11 protein-coding genes are annotated in these 16,474 nt (G+C 72.7%); 3 read left to right on the forward strand and 8 right to left on the reverse strand.

Annotated features, from left to right (window positions below):
• Positions 1–169 precede the first annotated feature (169 nt).
• Both AB0472_RS32975 and AB0472_RS32980 read right to left on the reverse strand, forming a co-directional pair.
• Positions 170–3,067 carry a protein kinase gene (locus AB0472_RS32975; protein ID WP_366361895.1) on the reverse strand — a complete coding sequence of 966 codons (2,898 nt, stop codon included), beginning with the start codon at positions 3,065–3,067 and terminating at the stop codon, positions 170–172.
• 137 nt (positions 3,068–3,204) lie between these two features.
• Positions 3,205–5,283, reverse strand: coding sequence for a serine/threonine-protein kinase (locus tag AB0472_RS32980; protein ID WP_366361961.1), 2,079 nt, complete (start codon positions 5,281–5,283; stop codon positions 3,205–3,207).
• Between the two features lie 169 nt (positions 5,284–5,452).
• Between AB0472_RS32980 and AB0472_RS32985 the strand changes: the two genes are divergently transcribed.
• Positions 5,453–6,496, forward strand: coding sequence for a serine hydrolase domain-containing protein (locus AB0472_RS32985; RefSeq protein WP_366361897.1), 1,044 nt, complete (start codon positions 5,453–5,455; stop codon positions 6,494–6,496).
• A 158-nt stretch (positions 6,497–6,654) separates the two neighbouring features.
• Here AB0472_RS32985 and AB0472_RS32990 read toward each other — a convergent pair whose 3' ends face one another.
• Positions 6,655–8,361: a glycerol-3-phosphate dehydrogenase/oxidase gene (locus tag AB0472_RS32990; protein WP_366361899.1), complete on the reverse strand. Its 1,707-nt coding sequence runs from the start codon at positions 8,359–8,361 to the stop codon at positions 6,655–6,657.
• Between the two features lie 506 nt (positions 8,362–8,867).
• On the opposite strand from AB0472_RS32990, the gene AB0472_RS32995 reads away from it, so the two are divergent.
• Positions 8,868–10,076 (forward strand): nucleotide sugar dehydrogenase, encoded by a 1,209-nt coding sequence (locus AB0472_RS32995; protein ID WP_366361901.1) that lies wholly within the window; start codon positions 8,868–8,870, stop codon positions 10,074–10,076.
• Between the two features lie 170 nt (positions 10,077–10,246).
• Here the strand turns inward: AB0472_RS32995 and AB0472_RS33000 are convergent, their stop codons facing one another.
• The 4 genes from AB0472_RS33000 to AB0472_RS33015 all read right to left on the reverse strand — a co-directional run bounded on the left by AB0472_RS33000 (position 10,247) and on the right by AB0472_RS33015 (position 14,745).
• Positions 10,247–11,371 carry a GuaB3 family IMP dehydrogenase-related protein gene (locus AB0472_RS33000; protein ID WP_366361903.1) on the reverse strand — a complete coding sequence of 375 codons (1,125 nt, stop codon included), beginning with the start codon at positions 11,369–11,371 and terminating at the stop codon, positions 10,247–10,249.
• A gap of 116 nt (positions 11,372–11,487) precedes the next feature.
• A complete protein-coding gene (gene guaB / locus AB0472_RS33005) occupies positions 11,488–12,990 on the reverse strand; it encodes an IMP dehydrogenase (RefSeq protein WP_366361905.1) in 1,503 nt (500 codons plus the stop codon).
• Between the two features lie 278 nt (positions 12,991–13,268).
• On the reverse strand, positions 13,269–13,856 hold the full coding sequence (locus AB0472_RS33010) for a sigma-70 family RNA polymerase sigma factor (RefSeq protein ID WP_366361907.1): 588 nt from the start codon (positions 13,854–13,856) through the stop codon (positions 13,269–13,271).
• A 277-nt stretch (positions 13,857–14,133) separates the two neighbouring features.
• The gene (locus tag AB0472_RS33015; RefSeq protein WP_003948568.1) at positions 14,134–14,745 is read right to left on the reverse strand and encodes a response regulator transcription factor; all 612 of its coding nucleotides are present in this window, start codon (positions 14,743–14,745) and stop codon (positions 14,134–14,136) included.
• 381 nt (positions 14,746–15,126) lie between these two features.
• Here AB0472_RS33015 and AB0472_RS33020 point away from each other — a divergent pair, with 381 nt between their 5' ends.
• Positions 15,127–15,456, forward strand: coding sequence for a WhiB family transcriptional regulator (locus tag AB0472_RS33020; protein ID WP_046733109.1), 330 nt, complete (start codon positions 15,127–15,129; stop codon positions 15,454–15,456).
• Positions 15,457–15,537: 81 nt separating this feature from the next.
• On the opposite strand, the gene AB0472_RS33025 is transcribed toward AB0472_RS33020, so the two are convergent.
• Complete coding sequence (locus AB0472_RS33025) at positions 15,538–16,437, reverse strand: LysR family transcriptional regulator (protein ID WP_366361909.1); 900 nt, start codon at positions 16,435–16,437, stop codon at positions 15,538–15,540.
• Between the last annotated feature and the right edge of the window lie 37 nt (positions 16,438–16,474).

Genomic DNA, 16,474 nt, shown 5'->3' on the forward strand with positions numbered 1-16,474 from the left:
CCCGGTCAGGGAACAAGGGGGGTCCCACGGAGACAGCACTGTGACGGTTCTCGCTTCCGCCACCCGATGTGAACGAAATCCCCGCACCGGAACGGGAACCAACCGCCCCGGGGATGCGTTGACTTCCGCCCGGTACGCCCCTTTGTACGTCTGCGGCCGCGGCCGCCTCTCAGCCCGTGTACCGGTACGTCGTCGACGCCTGCTCGAACAGCGTGGTGACCTCGTCCCGGTCGGCCTCCGGACCGCGCACCTGCACGATGTGGTACCTCCCGTCGATCAGGAAGACCATGTTGCGCACGAAGAGGTCGCCCTCCTGACCGTCCGTCCAGGTGAACTGCCCCTCGGCCGACACCTGCTGACCGACCGTGATGGTCCGCAGCCCGCCCGCGGTGGCCCAGCTGGAGTCCCGGTAGGGCTGCAGCTCCGGTTCCTTGTCCCGCTGGTAGGCCATCGGGTCGCTGCCGAAGGCCGCCGCGCTGTCCCGCCCGGCCACGACGATCAGCTCGAACTTCCCGTGCGAGTAGATCACCTGGCCGCTGCCGTTCTTCGGGGAACGGCTCCAGCCCTTGGCGACGGCGACCCGGAAGCCGTTCGGGTCGTCGCGCAGGGTGAACCCGTCGGCGACCGTGGAGCCGCCGGTCGAACCAGCCGTGGTCTGCGTCTCGGTGGACGGGGTCGACGTGGGGGTCGGTGTCGGCGTCGGCGTCCGGTCGTGGCCCGGCGTGGGACTCGCCTGGCCGGCCGTGCCCGTCCGGTCGCCGGCGGCCGCACCTCCCTCGGCCCCGGTGTCCTTCTTCGGCAGGAACAGCATGGCGTACGCGACCGCCGCGGCCAGCAGGAGCAGGACCAGCAGAAGCAGGGTGCGGCCCAGCCGGCGCGGGGACCCGGCCTCCTCCCGGGCCCGCTTGTGCCGGCCGTGCGTCGCCGGGAGCCCCGCCCTGCGCCTGCGCACCAGCTCACCGCGGCGCCGGACGATCGGCAGCCGCCGGGGGTCGGCGGGCGGCGCGGCGACGACATGGGCACCGGCGTCCGGTTCCGGCGCGGACCGCACCAGCGAGCGCAGCCAGCCGCGCAGCTCCTCGAAGTCCAGCCGTTCGGTGGGGTCCTGACGCAGCAGCGACTCCACGACCGGTCTGAGCGACCCGCACTCCTCCGCGAACGCGGGCGGCTCCGAGCACACCAGCTGCACCAGCTCGGCCGTCGACTCCTCCGGGTACGGCGCGTGTCCCTGGACCGACCGGAACAGCAGCGCGCCGAGCGCCCACAGGTCGGTGGCCGGCCCGATGGGGGCCGCCAGCTGCCAGTTCTCGTGCACGGGAACGGCCTGCTCCGGCGCCCAGCGCTCGGTCACCGGCCCCACGACGGTCATCCGCACCTGCCGCGCCCGCTCGGCGGCCAGCGCGGTGCCGGGCCCCCGCCGTCCGGGAACGGCGGCAGCGGGCTCACCCCAGCGGGCGGCGGCGGGTCCGGCACCCTGCGCCTGCGCGGGTACGACGGCGTGCGGCCGGCCCTGGCCGCCGGGGAGTTCGGCGTCCGGCCGGGGCGCGCCCGTGCCGATGCCGGTGAACGGAGCGCCCGCGCCGGTGCCGGTCGGCAGACCGCCCGCGCCGGGTCCGGCGGTCGGGAGCGCGGTGCGCTCCTGGCCGGGTGCCACCGCCGGGGGTGTGCCGGGGCGATGTGCGGCGCCGTGCCAGGCCGACGGCGCGCCGCGCACTCCGTAGGGGTCCGCGATCTGGCCGGGCGGCATGGCACCGGCGGCCCGCTGCTCCCCGCCCGGGGCCTGCGCCTGCCCGTTCGCGTACGGCGGTTGCGCCACGCCGTTGGCGTACGGCTGCTGGGCCGGCCCGTGGGCGTGTCCCGGACCGTACGGCGACTGCGGTGCGGCCGCCGGAGTGTCGCTCTCGGCCGACGGCCGGGCGCCGGGCAGCGCGGCCCGCCCGTTCTGCTGGGCCTCGTGGACCCGGGCGGCGGCCCTGGCCCCCGCCCGGTACGCGGCGATCGCTCCGGCCCGCGCTGCGCGGATGTCCGAGCCGGTCTCCAGTGCCGGCCGCTCCACGGCCCCCGTACCGGCGCCGCCCGGACCGGTGCCGCCGGTCCCCTCGTCCGGACCGGCCCCCGGCAGCCCGCCGGCTGCCCGCGCCTGGATCGCGGCACGCCGGGCGGCCTCCGGATCGGTCTCCGGCGCGCCGGGCGCCTGTTGCGCGCCGCCCGTACCACCGGACGCACCACCGATGCTCCCGATGCCCCCGACGGGCACGACACCCGAACCGGCCGAACCGCTCGAAACGCCCGTACCGGGCGCGGCGTTCAGGCCGGGCGGACCGGACGGCCCGGACGGCCCGGACGGCCCGGACGGCCGGGACGCGAAACCGGGGGTGGCGGAACCTTCCGCCACGCCGGCCGGCCGACGGCCGTCGGTCGGCGCGCCGCCCTCGCTCTCACCCTCGGGCGCCGGTACCGGGTCATACCCGCACAGCGCCTCCTCCGCCGCCCCGGCCGCCAGGCCGGTCAGCATCACCCGGCCGTCGTCGCAGACGAGGACCGTGCGGGCGGTGATGTTGCGGTGCACCCAGCCATGGGCGTGCAGCACCCGCAGCGCCATCAGCACGTCGGAGGCGACCTCGGCCGCCCGGTACGGGCTCAGCGGCTGCTCCGCGAGCACCGCCGACAGCGGCCGGGCGGCGACCGACTCGCTGACGATCCACAGCGAACCGCCCTCGGCGAACACGTCGAATACCTGGTCGAGCCGGGGATGGTCGGGGATCCGGGCGGCGGCCTGCGCGGCCTCCACGGCGCGCCGCACCACCGGGTCGCTGGGCCGGCGTGTCGCGGTGCGCGCGGTCGGCGGCCGCCGCGCGCCACGGTCACGCGCAGTGAAACCCTCCGGCAGCCCCTCGGCGTCCAGCACCTCCGCCTCGACGACCTCCGGCAACGGCACCTGGCGGACGAAGACTTCCTGTCCGCTGTAGGTGTCGAAGGCCCGGGTCTCGGTGTGTTCGTACTCGTCGGAGGGGGGCAGCGGCAGGCGGTAGCGGTCGGCGAGCACCCGACCCGCGTAGTCGTCCACGTTGCCTCCCCCGGCCGCCCGGCTGGTCAAATCCGTTCGTTTCGCGGCCCGTTCTGCATGCATACCTGGATGCGTACGGTCCGCAACCACTCACGATACGTGCCGGAGGCAAGTCTCATTGTGGGGATGCGAATTTGTCACTTGGGCTCGAAGGACACCGTCAGTGTCTTCCAGGTGTCCTTGCGCAGCTCACTGTTCCAGTCGTCGGCCTTCGCGGTGTACATCAGCGCGTACCCCTGCTTGGAGCTGACGACGAATCCCCGGTCGACCGTGTGGTACTCGGTGCCGCCGTCGATGTAGGTGAACTCCCAGTCGGCCGTGTTCCAACCGCGGTAGGCCACCTCGGCTATGCGGATCTTCTGGTACTGGGAGCGCACCATGTAACGCTCCTGGTTCTTCCAGTCCGCCACCGGGTCGTCCTTGGGCGTGCTCGTCCAGGCGACCAGCAGCTTCTGCCCGTCAGGGCCGGTGAACCGGTCTCCGGCGGAACTGCTGGTCTGGAACTTCCAGCCCTTGGGCAGCCCGATCGAGTACCCCTGGTCGCCGTTGTACTTGGTCACCACAGGCGCGCTGCCACCGGCGCCATCGGTGTCGCTGCCACTGGAGTTCGACGCCGAGGCCGAGTCGCCGCCGGAGTCGTCCGAGCCACCGCTCCCGGAGCCGTCGGGCCCCGAGGCGTCCCCGTCCGTCCGTGTGCCGCCGCTCGTGTCCTGCTTGGTGGAGTCACCCCCGGAACCGGACTTCGAGCCCGAACGGGAACCGCTGCTCGCGCTCGCCCCCGTGGACGCCACCGCCTTGGAACCGCCGCTCCTGCCGCTCCCCTTGCTGTCCCCGTCGCCGCTGTTCAGCACGACGGCGAGCACGGTTCCGAGCACCGCGAGCACCACCACCACGGCGATGACCACCAGGGTGCGCCTCGGCACCACGTCGGTGAGCGGCGCCTTGGGCACGGGCCGGGGCGCCAGGTCCAGATCCGGCGGCGGCATCACGGGCCACCCCGAACTCGCCTTGCCCGCCGCGGGCTTGCCGCCCGCCGGGGTGCCGGCGGCGCCGGACCCGCCGGGCGCGGCCGGACGCGCACCCCCGACCGGCCCCGAGGGCGAACCGGTCACGACCGGAGCGGCGGGTGCCGCGGCCTTGCCGGCCTCGGCGCCCGCGCCGGCGCCCTTCGTGCGGGTCGCGGCCGCGGCACCGGCCGCCCCCGCGGCCTTCCGCACCGACCGCAGCGCCCCGCGCAGCTTCTCCCCGGCCTCCTCGCCCCGCTTGGCCCCGGCGCCCTTCTCCTCCTGCGGCGCCTCGGGCTGCGGAGGCAGCGGTACGACCCGGGTGGCGTCCGCGGGCACTTCCTCCGGCGCGTTGATGACCGCGTTGAGCATCGCCCGCGCGCCCGCGTCGTCCAGCCGCTTGGCCGGATCCTTGGTGAGCAGCCCGTAGATGACGTCCTTCAGCGGTCCCGCGTTCTTGGGCTCCTCCAGCTGCTCGGTCATCACCGCCGTCAGGGTGGCGATCGCCGACCCCTTGTCGTAGGGCGGCGCGCCCTCGACCGCCGCGTACAGCAGGCCGCCGAGCGACCACAGGTCGGCCGCCGGGCCGGGCTTGTGACCGCGGGCCCGCTCCGGGGAGATGTAGGAGGGGGCGCCGACGAGCATGCCGGTGGAGGTGATGGACGGGTCGCCCTCGACCTGGGCGATGCCGAAGTCGGTGAGCACGACCCGGCCGTCGCTCCCGGAGATCAGTACGTTGGACGGCTTCACGTCCCGGTGCAGGATGCCCTCGCGGTGTGCCGACCGCAGCACGTCCAGGACCGCCAGCCCGACCTCGGCCGCCCGCTTCGGCTCCAGCAGGCCGTCCTCCCGGATGACCTCGGCCAGCGACTTGCCCTCGACCAGCTCCATCACGATCCAGGGCCGGTCGTCCTCGTCGACCACGTCGAAGACCGTCACCGCGCTGTTGTTGCGGATCCGGGCGATCGCCTTGGCCTCGCGCAGGGTGCGCGTGATCAGGCGCCGCTTCTCGTCCTCGTCGATGTTCGACGGGAACCGCAGCTCCTTGACGGCCACCGTCCGGCCGAGGGTCTCGTCCTCGGCCCGCCACACCGTGCCCATGCCGCCGCGGCCGAGCACTCCCCCCAGCCGGTACCGCCCGGCGAGAAGACGCTCACTGTTGTCCTGACGAGTCTCCTGACGAGAAGTCCCCGCCCGCTCCGCCTCCGACATGCGTCCCCTCATGCAACCCGCCCTGACAGAGCCTCCATTGTCCCTCACCCGACAAGTGCCCGACGCCCAGGGGCCCCCTGATCGCGCATCGGGGCCGGCCGACCGGAACCCCCGGTGACGAGTGCGTCACGCGGGCGGGATGATGAGCCGTGAGAGGGGAGGAACCCGGATGCCGTCTCTTCGGACACTGGTGGCCATACCGGCCTCTGTTGCCCTGCTGTTCGCCCCGTTGATGGCCGGTTCCGCCTCCTCCGCGGAGGCCACGGACCCCCTCCTGTCACAGTTCGTCATCAAAGGCGGAGCACCGGCCGCCGCGCTCCTGGACCGCGACGGCGACGACGTCCACTACGCGGGCGCCGGGCCGGGCATCACCCGTGCCGACCACTTCCGGGCCGGCAGCATCACGAAGACGTTCATCGCCACCGTCGTCCTGCAACTGGCCGCGGAACACCGGCTCTCCCTCTCCGACTCCGTGGAGCGGTACCTGCCGGGACTGCTGCGCGGACGCGGCGTCGACGGACGGCGGATCACCCTCCGGGCCCTGCTCAGCCACACCGCCGGGCTCGCCGACTTCACCGCGGCCACCCGGGGGACCGTCCCCCTCACCCCGCTGCAGGCCGTACGCCTCGCGCTCGCCCTCCCTTCGACCCGGCCGGGCCACTACGCGTACTCCAGCACCGACTACGTCGTGCTCGGCATGGTCATCCGTCAGGTCACCGGTCACGCGTACGCCGTCGAGGTCCGGCGCCGCATCATCACCCCCCTCCGTCTCACGGGCACGTCCTTCCCCGGTGCCCGCACCTCGCTGCCCTCCCCGCACGGCCGCGCCTACGCGACCGACGGCTCCGACGTCACCGAGCTCGACCCGCGCGTGGCCGGCGCGGCGGGTGAGCTGGTGACCACGCTCGACGACCTGGACCGCTTCTACGCGGCGCTGCTGGACGGCGAGCTGCTGCCCCCGCCCCGGCTGCGCGAGATGCTCGACACCCGTGCCGCACATGGCGCGTACGGCCTGGGGATCTTTCCTGTGAAGCTGCCGTGCGGGACCACGGTGTGGGGACACAACGGCCGGATCGCGGGCAGCTACGTGCGGAGCGCCGCCTCGATCGACGGCCGGCATGTCCTCACGTTCCGTGTGAACACGACGGCGATCGCAGACCCGGACGTCGAACCCGCACTGCTCGCTGCCGAGTTCTGCCCTCACCATGGATAGAACGACCGGAAGCGGGCGGGAGATCCCACGGCCGGGTCGCTCGATCGGGTGCGGTCCGGGCGCCGGCCGGCACGGACGGTCCGGCACCGCCGGAAACCACCGTCGCGGCTCGGCGCCGCCGCGGCGAGCAGGGTTCTCCGGCGGCCGACCGGCATGGACTACCGGGGCACGATCTCCGGTGCTCCCAGCCTCGCTGCGTCCGCTGTCTGGTCGTCCGGCTGGAGCTGGGATTCGCGTTCGGCCTCGACGCGCTTCTCGTAGTGCTCCACCTCGCGTTCGATCTGGTCCTTGTCCCAGCCGAGGACCGGGGCCATCAGTTCGGCGGCCTCGCGGGCGCTGCGGGTGCCGCGGTCGAAGGTCTCGATGGAGATCCGGGTGCGGCGGGTCAGGACGTCGTCGAGGTGGCGGGCGCCCTCGTGGGAGGCCGCGTAGACCACCTCGGCGCGCAGGTAGTCGTCGGCGGCCGACAGCGGCTCGGCCAGGCCGGGGTCGGCGGCGATGAGGTCGAGGACCTCCTCCGCCGTCGAGCCGTAGCGGTTGAGGAGATGCTCGACGCGGGCCACGTGCAGGCCGGTGCGGGCGGCGATCCTGGCCCGGGCGTTCCACATCGCCCGGTAGCCCTCGGCGCCGAGCAGCGGGATGTCCTCGGTGACGCACTCCGCGACCCGCATGTCGAGTCCGTGCACCGCCTCGTCGACGGCGTCCTTGGCCATCACCCGGTACGTCGTGTACTTGCCGCCCGCGACGACCACGAGCCCCGGCGCCGGGTGCGCGACCGTGTGCTCGCGCGACAGCTTGCTGGTGGCGTCGGACTCACCGGCCAGCAGCGGGCGCAGACCGGCGTAGACGCCCTGCACGTCGTCGCGCGACAGGGGCACCGCGAGCACCGAGTTGACGTGGTTGAGGAGGTAGTCGATGTCGGCACTGGAGGCGGCCGGGTGGGCCTTGTCCAGGTCCCAGTCGGTGTCGGTCGTCCCGATGATCCAGTGCCGGCCCCACGGGATGACGAACAGGACCGACTTCTCGGTGCGCAGGATCAGGCCGGTCGTGGAGTGGATGCGGTCCTTGGGGACGACCAGGTGGATGCCCTTGGAGGCGCGGACGTGGAACTGCCCGCGCTCGCCGACCATCGCCTGCGTGTCGTCCGTCCACACCCCGGTCGCGTTGACGACCTGCTGGGCGCGGATCTCGTACTCCCCGCCGCTCTCCACGTCCTGCACCCGGGCCCCCACGACCCGCTCGCCCTCGCGCAGGAACCCGGTCACGCGCGCGCGGTTGGCCGCCTTCGCGCCGTACGACACCGCCGTGCGCACCAGGGTCGCCACATAGCGGGCGTCGTCCATCTGGGCGTCGTAGTACTGGAGGGCGCCGACCAGGGCGTCCTTGCGCAGCGCGGGCGCGACCCGCAGGGCGTGACGGCGGCTCAGGTGGCGGTGGGCCGGCAGGCCCCGGCCGTGGCCGCGGGCCATCGACATCGCGTCGTAGAGCGCGACACCCGAACCGGCGTACAGGCGCTCCCAGCCCTTGTGCTGGAGCGGGTAGAGGAAGGGCACCGGCTTGACCAGGTGCGGAGCGAGGCGCTCCAGGAGCAGGCCGCGCTCCTTGAGGGCCTCGCGGACCAGGGCGAAGTCGAGCATCTCCAGGTAGCGCAGGCCGCCGTGGATCAGCTTGCTGGACCTGCTGGAGGTGCCGGAGGCCCAGTCGCGGGCCTCCACGATGCCGGTGTTCAGGCCCCGGGTGACCGCGTCCAGCGCGGTACCCGCGCCGACCACTCCACCACCCACCACCAGCACGTCCAGCTCGCGCTCGGCCATGGCCGCCAGGGACTCCGCTCGCTGCTCCGGCCCCAGTGTCGCTGTCCTCACCGCTGCCTCCCGCTCTGCCGCCATGCGGCCATCGCTCGCCATCGGTCCATCGCTCGCCATCGGCCGTCGCCGGCCGCGGGTCACCGATCGGCACCGGTCACCGGCACCTGCTGGTCACTGGTACCCGCCGGTCACAGGTCGATGTCGGTCACTGGTCGCCGGCGGCCGCCGGTCGTCGATCGCGTCGTCGACCACGTCGTGGGCCCGGTCGTCGATCGCATCGCCGATCGCGTCGTCCGCCGCCGAACGCGTCGTCGGTCATCGGTCGCGTCGGCCGCGCCCCCGGCGGGCGTGGCCCCTGCCCAAATTCTGACCGGCCTGCCCGGCTTCAGCCACCACTCGCCCCCAGCCTGTGGACAACGGCCACCGAACCCACGGAAGACACATGAACACAATCCCGCATAACGGTCATATTTACTCCTAGTCTGACCGTGCGCCTCGCTCATCCTGTCCACCGGGCTTGCGCACCTGTCCCGCTTCGGTTACTGGGAAGGACGGCCCACGCCATGCCCGCAGACCTCGCCGTCATCGGACTCGGTCCCTACGGCCTGCCCCTCGCCCAGGCCGCCGTGGCCGCCGGCGTCTCCACGATCGGCTACACCACCGGCCCCGAGGCGGGCTCGCTGAGCCCCGCCGAGCTGCGCCGGATGCTCGCGAAGGGCTTCCGGGTGGCCGAGGACCCGGCGCAGCTCGGGCGGGTCCGCACCGCCGTGATCTGCGCGCCGACCCCGCGCGGCGCCGACGGCGGGCTCGACCTGGGCCAGGTGGAGGCCGCCGCGCGCACCCTGGCCGCGCGACTGCGTCCGCACACGACGGTGATCCTGGAGTCCCCCGTCCATCCGGGGACGACGGAGGACTTCCTGCGGCCCCTGCTGGAAAAGGGCTCGGGCCTGCGCGCGGGCCGCGACTTCCACCTCGCCTACTCGCCCAGTCGGGTGAATCCCGGCAACCGGGACTTCACGCCGGCCAACACCCCGAAGGTCATCGGCGGCCTCACGCCCGCGTGCACGGAGTCGGCCGCCACGTTCTACGGCCGGCTCACCGACAAGGTGGTACGCGCGCGTGGCCCGCGCGAGGCCGAGACCGTGCAGCTCCTGGAGACCAACTTCCGGCACGTCAACATCGCCCTCGTCAACGAGATGGCCGTCCTCTGCCACGACCTGGGCGTCGACCTGTGGGACGTCATCCGCTGCGCGGAGACCAAGCCGTTCGGCTTCCAGACCTTCCGCCCGGGCCCGGGGGTCGGCGGCCACGGCGTCGCCCAGGACCTGTCCGACCGCGCGGGCCGCGGCCTGCGCATGGTGGAGCTGGCCCAGCAGGTCAACAGCCGGATGCCGGGGTACGTCGTGCAGCGCGCCGCCGCCCTCCTCAACGAGCACGGCAAGTCGGCACGCGGCGCGCGCGTGCTGCTGCTCGGGGTCACCTACAAGGCCGACCTCGCCGACCAGCAGAACAGCCCCGCCCAGGAGATCGCGATCCGCTTCATGGAGCTGGGTGCGTCGGTCAGCTACCACGACCCGCACGTCGCGTCCTGGAACGTCCTGGACCGCCCGGTGCCGCGCGCGGACTCCCTCTACGAGGCCGCCGCCGACGCCGACCTGACGATCCTGGTCCAGCAGCACCGCACGTACGACCTGCAAGGCCTTTCGGTGAAGGCCCAGTTGCTGCTGGACACGCGCGGGGCGACCCCGACGGGGGCGGCACACCGGCTCTGAGCGCCCCCGACAGGGGCGGCCCACCGCCTATGAGCGGACCCGGCGCCCGCGGCAGGCGGCTCGTGGGCCGACTCACCCGGGCATGCGAAGGCGCCGGCGCACCCGGGCATGCGGAGGGCCGGCCACCCACCGGGTGACCGGCCCTCCGGCCGCCGCACGGCGGCCGCGGCCTACCGCTTGTGCTGCGAGTCCGCCACCGTCACCTCGACGCGCTGGAACTCCTTCAGCTCGCTGTAGCCGGTGGTGGCCATGGCGCGGCGCAGGGCGCCGAAGAGGTTCATCGAGCCGTCGGGGGTGTGGGACGGGCCGGTGAGGATCTCCTCGAGGGTGCCGACCGTGCCGAGGTCGACCTTCTTGCCGCGCGGGAGCTCCTCGTTGACGGCCTCCATGCCCCAGTGGTGGCCCTGGCCGGGCGCGTCCGTCGCGCGGGCCAGCGGGGAGCCCATCATCACCGAGTCGGCGCCGCAGGCGATCGCCTTGGCCAGGTCGCCGGACCAGCCGACACCGCCGTCGGCGATCACGTGCACGTAGCGGCCGCCGGACTCGTCCATGTAGTCGCGGCGGGCGGCGGCCACGTCCGCGACGGCGGTGGCCATCGGGACCTGGATGCCGAGCACGTTGCGCGTGGTGTGGGCGGCGCCGCCGCCGAAGCCGACCAGGACACCGGCCGCGCCGGTGCGCATCAGGTGCAGGGCCGCCGTGTACGTGGCGCACCCGCCGACGATCACCGGTACGTCGAGCTCGTAGATGAACTGCTTCAGGTTCAGCGGCTCGTGCGAGGAGGAGACGTGCTCCGCGGAGACCGTCGTACCGCGGATGACGAAGATGTCGACGCCGGCGTCGACGACCGCCTTGGAGAACTGCGCGGTGCGCTGCGGGGAGAGCGCCGCCGCCGTGACCACACCGGAGTCGCGCACCTCCTTGATGCGCGCGCCGATCAGCTCCTCCTTGATGGGGGCCGCGTAGATCTCCTGGAGGCGGCGGGTGGCGGTGTCGGCGTCCAGCCCGATGATCTCGTCGAGCAGCGGCTGCGGGTCCTCGTGACGCGTCCAGAGGCCTTCGAGGTTGAGCACGCCCAGGCCGCCGAGCTCACCGATGCGGATCGCGGTGGCCGGCGAGACGACCGAGTCCATGGGGGCGGCCAGGAACGGCAGCTCGAAGCGGTAGGCGTCGATCTGCCAGGCGATCGAGACCTCCTTCGGGTCCCGCGTACGGCGGCTGGGGACGACGGCGATGTCGTCGAAGGCGTACGCCCGGCGGCCGCGCTTGCCGCGCCCGATCTCGATCTCAGTCACGTCTGTGGCCTTTCCCTCTTCGTTTCAGCGTCTTCCAGTATCGCCGACGGGTACGGCAAGGGCGGCCCCGGTGCGCCCGGGACCGCCCTGGAAAGGCCCTGAAGAAGCTCGGGCGACTACTTGCGGCTGTAGTTCGGCGCCTCGACCGTCATCTGGATGTCGTGCGGGTGGCTCTCCTTGAGGCCCGCCGCGGTGATCCGCACGAAGCGGCCCTTGGACTCCATCTCGTCGACGGTGGCCGCGCCCACGTAGCCCATGGTCTGGCGGAGCCCGCCGACGAGCTGGTGCAGCACGTTGGCCAGCGGGCCGCGGTAGGGCACCTGGCCCTCGACGCCCTCGGGGACGAGCTTGTCGTCGGAGGAGACCTCGGCCTGGAAGTAGCGGTCCTTCGAGTACGACCGGCCCTGGCCGCGCGACTGCATGGCGCCGAGCGAGCCCATGCCGCGGTACGACTTGAACTGCTTGCCGTTGATGAAGAGCAGCTCGCCCGGGGACTCCTCACAGCCCGCGAGGAGGGAGCCCAGCATCACCGTGTCGGCGCCGGCCGCGAGCGCCTTGCCGATGTCGCCGGAGTACTGCAGGCCGCCGTCGCCGATCAGCGGGACGCCGGCCGCGCGGGCCGCGAGCGACGCCTCGTAGATCGCGGTGACCTGCGGGACGCCGATGCCGGCGACCACGCGGGTGGTGCAGATCGAGCCGGGGCCCACGCCGACCTTGATGCCGTCGACGCCGGCGTCGATCAGCGCCTGCGCGCCGTCGCGGGTGGCGACGTTGCCGCCGACCACGTCGACGTCCACGCTGGACTTGATCTTCGCCATCCAGCTGAGGGCGTTGCTGTTGTGGCCGTGCGAGGTGTCGACGACCAGGAAGTCCACGCCGGCCTCGGCGAGCGCCTGGGCCCGTTCGAGCGCCTCGGGGCTCGCACCGACGGCCGCGCCGACGAGCAGGCGGCCTTCGGAGTCCTTGGCCGCGTTGGGGTACTTCTCGGCCTTGACGAAGTCCTTGACCGTGATCAGGCCCTTGAGGACGCCGTGGTCGTCGACGAGCGGCAGCTTCTCGATCTTGTGCTTGCGCAGCAGCTGCATGGCCTCGGTGCCGGAGATGCCGACCCTGCCGGTGACCAGCGGCATCGGCGTCATGACCTCGTGGACGCGGCGCGAGCGGTCGCTCTCGAAGGCCATGTCGCGGTTGGTGACGATGCCGAGCAGCCGGCGGTCGGGGTCGGTGACCGGGACGCCGCTGATCCGGAACTTCGCGCACAGCGCGTCGGCCTCGGCGAGGGTCGCGTCCGGGTGCACCGTGATCGGGTCGGTGACCATGCCGGACTCGGACCGCTTCACCAGGTCGACCTGGTTGACCTGGTCCTCGACGGAGAGGTTGCGGTGCAGCACGCCGACGCCGCCGAGCCGGGCCATCGCGATCGCCATGCGGGACTCGGTCACCTTGTCCATCGCCGCGGAGAGCAGCGGGATGTTGACCCGGACGTTGCGTGAGATGCGGGACGAGGTGTCGACCGCGTTCGGGAGGACCTCGGAGGCTCCCGGCAGCAGCAGCACGTCGTCGTAGGTCAGCCCGAGGGTGGCGAATTTGTCGGGCACTCCGTCGACGTTGGTGGTCATGACACCTTCCCCAAATGGCCTTGATCGGTGCGGATGTCCATGCTAACGGGAAGCACGGCTCCCAAATTCCACGGTACGACTCAGCTCCGGGCTTCGTATGTTCGTACGGGAACGAGCGTGCGCCTGTTCATCGGGGAGGGGACGAACCCCGCCGGGAAGGGATCGGACCCCGCCGGGGAGGTGACGGACCCGTCCACGGACCCCGTCGGCCACGGTAACCAGGACCGGTGGCGGCCTGATTCCGGCCCGGTCGGCCGCGGAGGGGCGGAACCCGCCGCCTACTGCTCGGCCAGCGCTCGCAACCGGCTCAGGGCCCGGTGCTGGGCGACCCGTACCGCACCCGGTGACATTCCCAACATCTGGCCGGTCTCCTCGGCCGTGAGACCCACGGCGATGCGGAGCAGCAGCAGCTCGCGCTGGTTCTCCGGGAGGTTGGCCAGGAGTTTCTTGGCCCACTCGGCGTCGCTGCTGAGCAGCGCGCGCTCCTCGGGGCCGAGGGAGTCGTCGGGGCGTTCCGGCATCTCGTCCGAGGGGACGGCCGTGGAGCCCGGGTGGCGCATCGCGGCGCGCTGCAGGTCGGCGACCTTGTGGGAGGCGATCGCGAAGACGAAGGCCTCGAAGGGGCGGCCGGTGTCGCGGTACCGGGGCAGGGCGAGCAGGACCGCCACGCAGACTTCCTGGGCGAGGTCCTCCACGAAGTGGCGGGCGTCGCCCGGGAGGCGGGACAGGCGGGTGCGGCAGTAGCGCAGTGCGAGGGGGTGGACATGGGCGAGCAGGTCGTGCGTGGCCTGCTCGTCCCCGTCTACGGCGCGATGGACGAGAGCACCGATCGCCCCTACGGCAGTGACCGCCTCGTCCTCGCGCATCGGTCCATGGTGCCCTGCTGCCGTCGGCGGCGTGGCATCGCGTCCGTCGTTGTGCACCGAAGCGTTATGAGCAGGTGCGCCGGAACTCATCTCCTGCGCCCTCCCCTTCCGCTCGAACGACTCGTCCCCGAGAGACTCCACACCTCAAGGATGCGGCATCCGCGCCGAAACGAGCAGCGCGCCTTCGGCGCTCCGCCTTGTGGACCCCGCCCACCATCGGGTAGGCGGGGGCGTCCGGTCGGTCCGCTTCCCCGCTGCGGTGCGGCTCACCGCCGTGCTAGCGAACCAGTCCCCAGCGGAAGCCGAGGGCCACCGCGTGGGCGCGGTCGGAGGCTCCGAGCTTCTTGAACAGGCGCCGGGCGTGGGTCTTCACGGTGTCCTCGGAGAGGAACAGCTCGCGGCCGATCTCGGCGTTGGAGCGGCCGTGGCTCATGCCCTCCAGGACCTGGATCTCGCGCGCGGTGAGGGTGGGCGCGGCGCCCATCTCGGCCGAGCGGAGACGGCGCGGGGCCAGCCGCCAGGTCGGGTCGGCGAGGGCCTGGGTCACGGTGGCCCGCAGTTCGGCGCGCGAGGCGTCCTTGTGCAGGTAGCCCCGGGCACCGGCGGCGACGGCCAGGGCCACACCGTCCAGGTCCTCGGCGACCGTGAGCATGATGATGCGCGCGCCGGGGTCGGCGGACAGCAGCCGACGCACGGTCTCGACGCCCCCCAGTCCCGGCATGCGCACGTCCATCAGGATCAGGTCGGATCGGTCGGCGCCCCAGCGGCGGAGGACTTCCTCGCCGTTGGCCGCCGTCGTCACACGCTCGACGCCGGGCACGGTCGCCACCGCGCGGCGCAGCGCCTCTCGGGCAAGCGGGGAGTCGTCGCAGACGAGGACGGATGTCATGACCGCCCTCCGCAGCTGATGCGCGTCACCTTGAGCCTCCAGGCTGGTACGGAATCGTCACCTGTGCGGTCGAACGTCTCGGACGCCTGCCCGAGCGCTTGTTGCTTCAACCGCCACCGCACTCTCAACGACGGTCACTCGAAAGAGTTACGGGGCTGCATGCCGTCTTCGGCACTCTACGTGAGGGGACGGACACGGTGCAGACATGGACGTCAGACCCTCAACTTTTCACCACAACCAATGCCCCATTTAGACCTTTTTCTTCCCGTTTAACAGTGTCTGGGGCTAGATTGCCAATGAGTCATATTTTCATCTCTCTAGACCGGAGATGTACGGTCGTTGGCACCGTATCCGCGCAGAACGGCTACAAGGGGTCACGTAATGGCAGATTTCTCCCGCCTTCCCGGACCGAACGCGGACCTGTGGGACTGGCAGCTCCTCGCTGCCTGCCGTGGGGTCGACAGCTCGCTCTTCTTCCATCCCGAGGGCGAGCGCGGGGCGGCTCGGAGTGCCCGTGAGAACTCGGCCAAGGAGGTCTGCATGAGGTGCCCGGTCCGCGCGGAGTGCGCGGCGCACGCGCTGGCGGTCCGTGAACCGTACGGCGTGTGGGGCGGCCTGACCGAGGACGAGCGCGAAGAGCTCATGGGGCGGGCGCGCAACAGGCTGGTGTCGGCGTCGACGACCAGCGGCGACTCCGCCTCCGACACATGAAAGAACGTTTCTTCAATCTGTTGACAATCCGCTGACGATCTACCGACGATCGGGCACGCGCGCGTGCCCGGCGCCTTTGCGTCACGCCCGCCGGGCCGCCCGGCCCAGCTGATCGAGCGTCGCCGCCACCGCCGGCACCTGTGCCAGGTCGGGCAGGGTCAGGGCGACGATCTCCCGCCGTACCGCCGGTTCGAGGACCACCGTGCGCACGCCTCTCGGCCGTACCGACTCGACCGCCAGCCGCGGCAGCACGGCCACGCCCAGCCCCGCGCCGACCAGGCCGACCACGGCCGGGTAGTCGTCGGTGGCGAAGTCGATGCGGGGCGTGAAGCCCGCGCTCTCGCACGCCTGGACGAGCTGTCCCCGGCAGCGCGGGCAGCCCGCGATCCAGGGCTCCTCGGCGAGTTCCCCGAGGGCCACCGACTCCGCGCGGGCCAGCCGGTGCCGCTCCGGCACCAGGCCGACCAGCCGGTCGGTGAGCAGCGGCCGCACCACCAGGTCGTCCCACTCCTCGGCGTCCGCCGCGCCCTCGTAGCGGAAGGCCAGCGCGATGTCGCAGTCCCCCGCGCGCAGCAGCTCCACGGACTGCGGCGGCTCGGCCTCCTCCAGGGAGACCCGGGTGCCGGGGTGGGCGGCGCGCAGGGCGGCGAGGGCCGTCGGGACCAGGGTGGAGCTGCCGCTCGGGAAGGAGACCAGGCGGACCCGGCCCGCGCGCAGCCCGGCGATCGCGGCGACCTCCTCCTCGGCGGCGGTGAGCCCGGCGAGGATCCCGGAGGCGTGCCGGACCAGGGCCTCGCCGGCCTGGGTCAGGCGCATCTCGCGGCCGTTGCGGACCAGCAGCGGGGTGCCCACGGAGGTCTCCAGGGCCTTCATCTGCTGGCTGACGGCGGGCTGGGTGCAGCCCAGTTCGCGCCCCGCCGCCGAGAAGGACCCGGTGGTGGCGACGGCCCGCAGGACGCGGAGATGACGTGCTTCTATCACCCCTTGAGTATAAGACCGGCTTGGACATCGCACCCGA

The organism is Streptomyces sp. NPDC086777 (assembly GCF_040702065.1).
Taxonomy (GTDB): domain Bacteria; phylum Actinomycetota; class Actinomycetes; order Streptomycetales; family Streptomycetaceae; genus Streptomyces.

Excerpts from the sequence above, each read along its gene's own strand:
- AB0472_RS32995 (WP_366361901.1), top strand. The coding sequence starts at position 8,868 with ATGCCCGCAGACCTCGCCGTCATCGGACTCGGTCCCTACGGCCTGCCC.
- guaB (WP_366361905.1), bottom strand. The coding sequence starts at position 12,990 with ATGACCACCAACGTCGACGGAGTGCCCGACAAATTCGCCACCCTCGGG.
- AB0472_RS32985 (WP_366361897.1), top strand. The coding sequence starts at position 5,453 with ATGCCGTCTCTTCGGACACTGGTGGCCATACCGGCCTCTGTTGCCCTG.
- AB0472_RS33020 (WP_046733109.1), top strand. The coding sequence starts at position 15,127 with ATGGCAGATTTCTCCCGCCTTCCCGGACCGAACGCGGACCTGTGGGAC.
- AB0472_RS33010 (WP_366361907.1), bottom strand. The coding sequence starts at position 13,856 with ATGCGCGAGGACGAGGCGGTCACTGCCGTAGGGGCGATCGGTGCTCTC.
- AB0472_RS33015 (WP_003948568.1), bottom strand. The coding sequence starts at position 14,745 with ATGACATCCGTCCTCGTCTGCGACGACTCCCCGCTTGCCCGAGAGGCG.
- AB0472_RS32980 (WP_366361961.1), bottom strand. The coding sequence starts at position 5,283 with ATGTCGGAGGCGGAGCGGGCGGGGACTTCTCGTCAGGAGACTCGTCAG.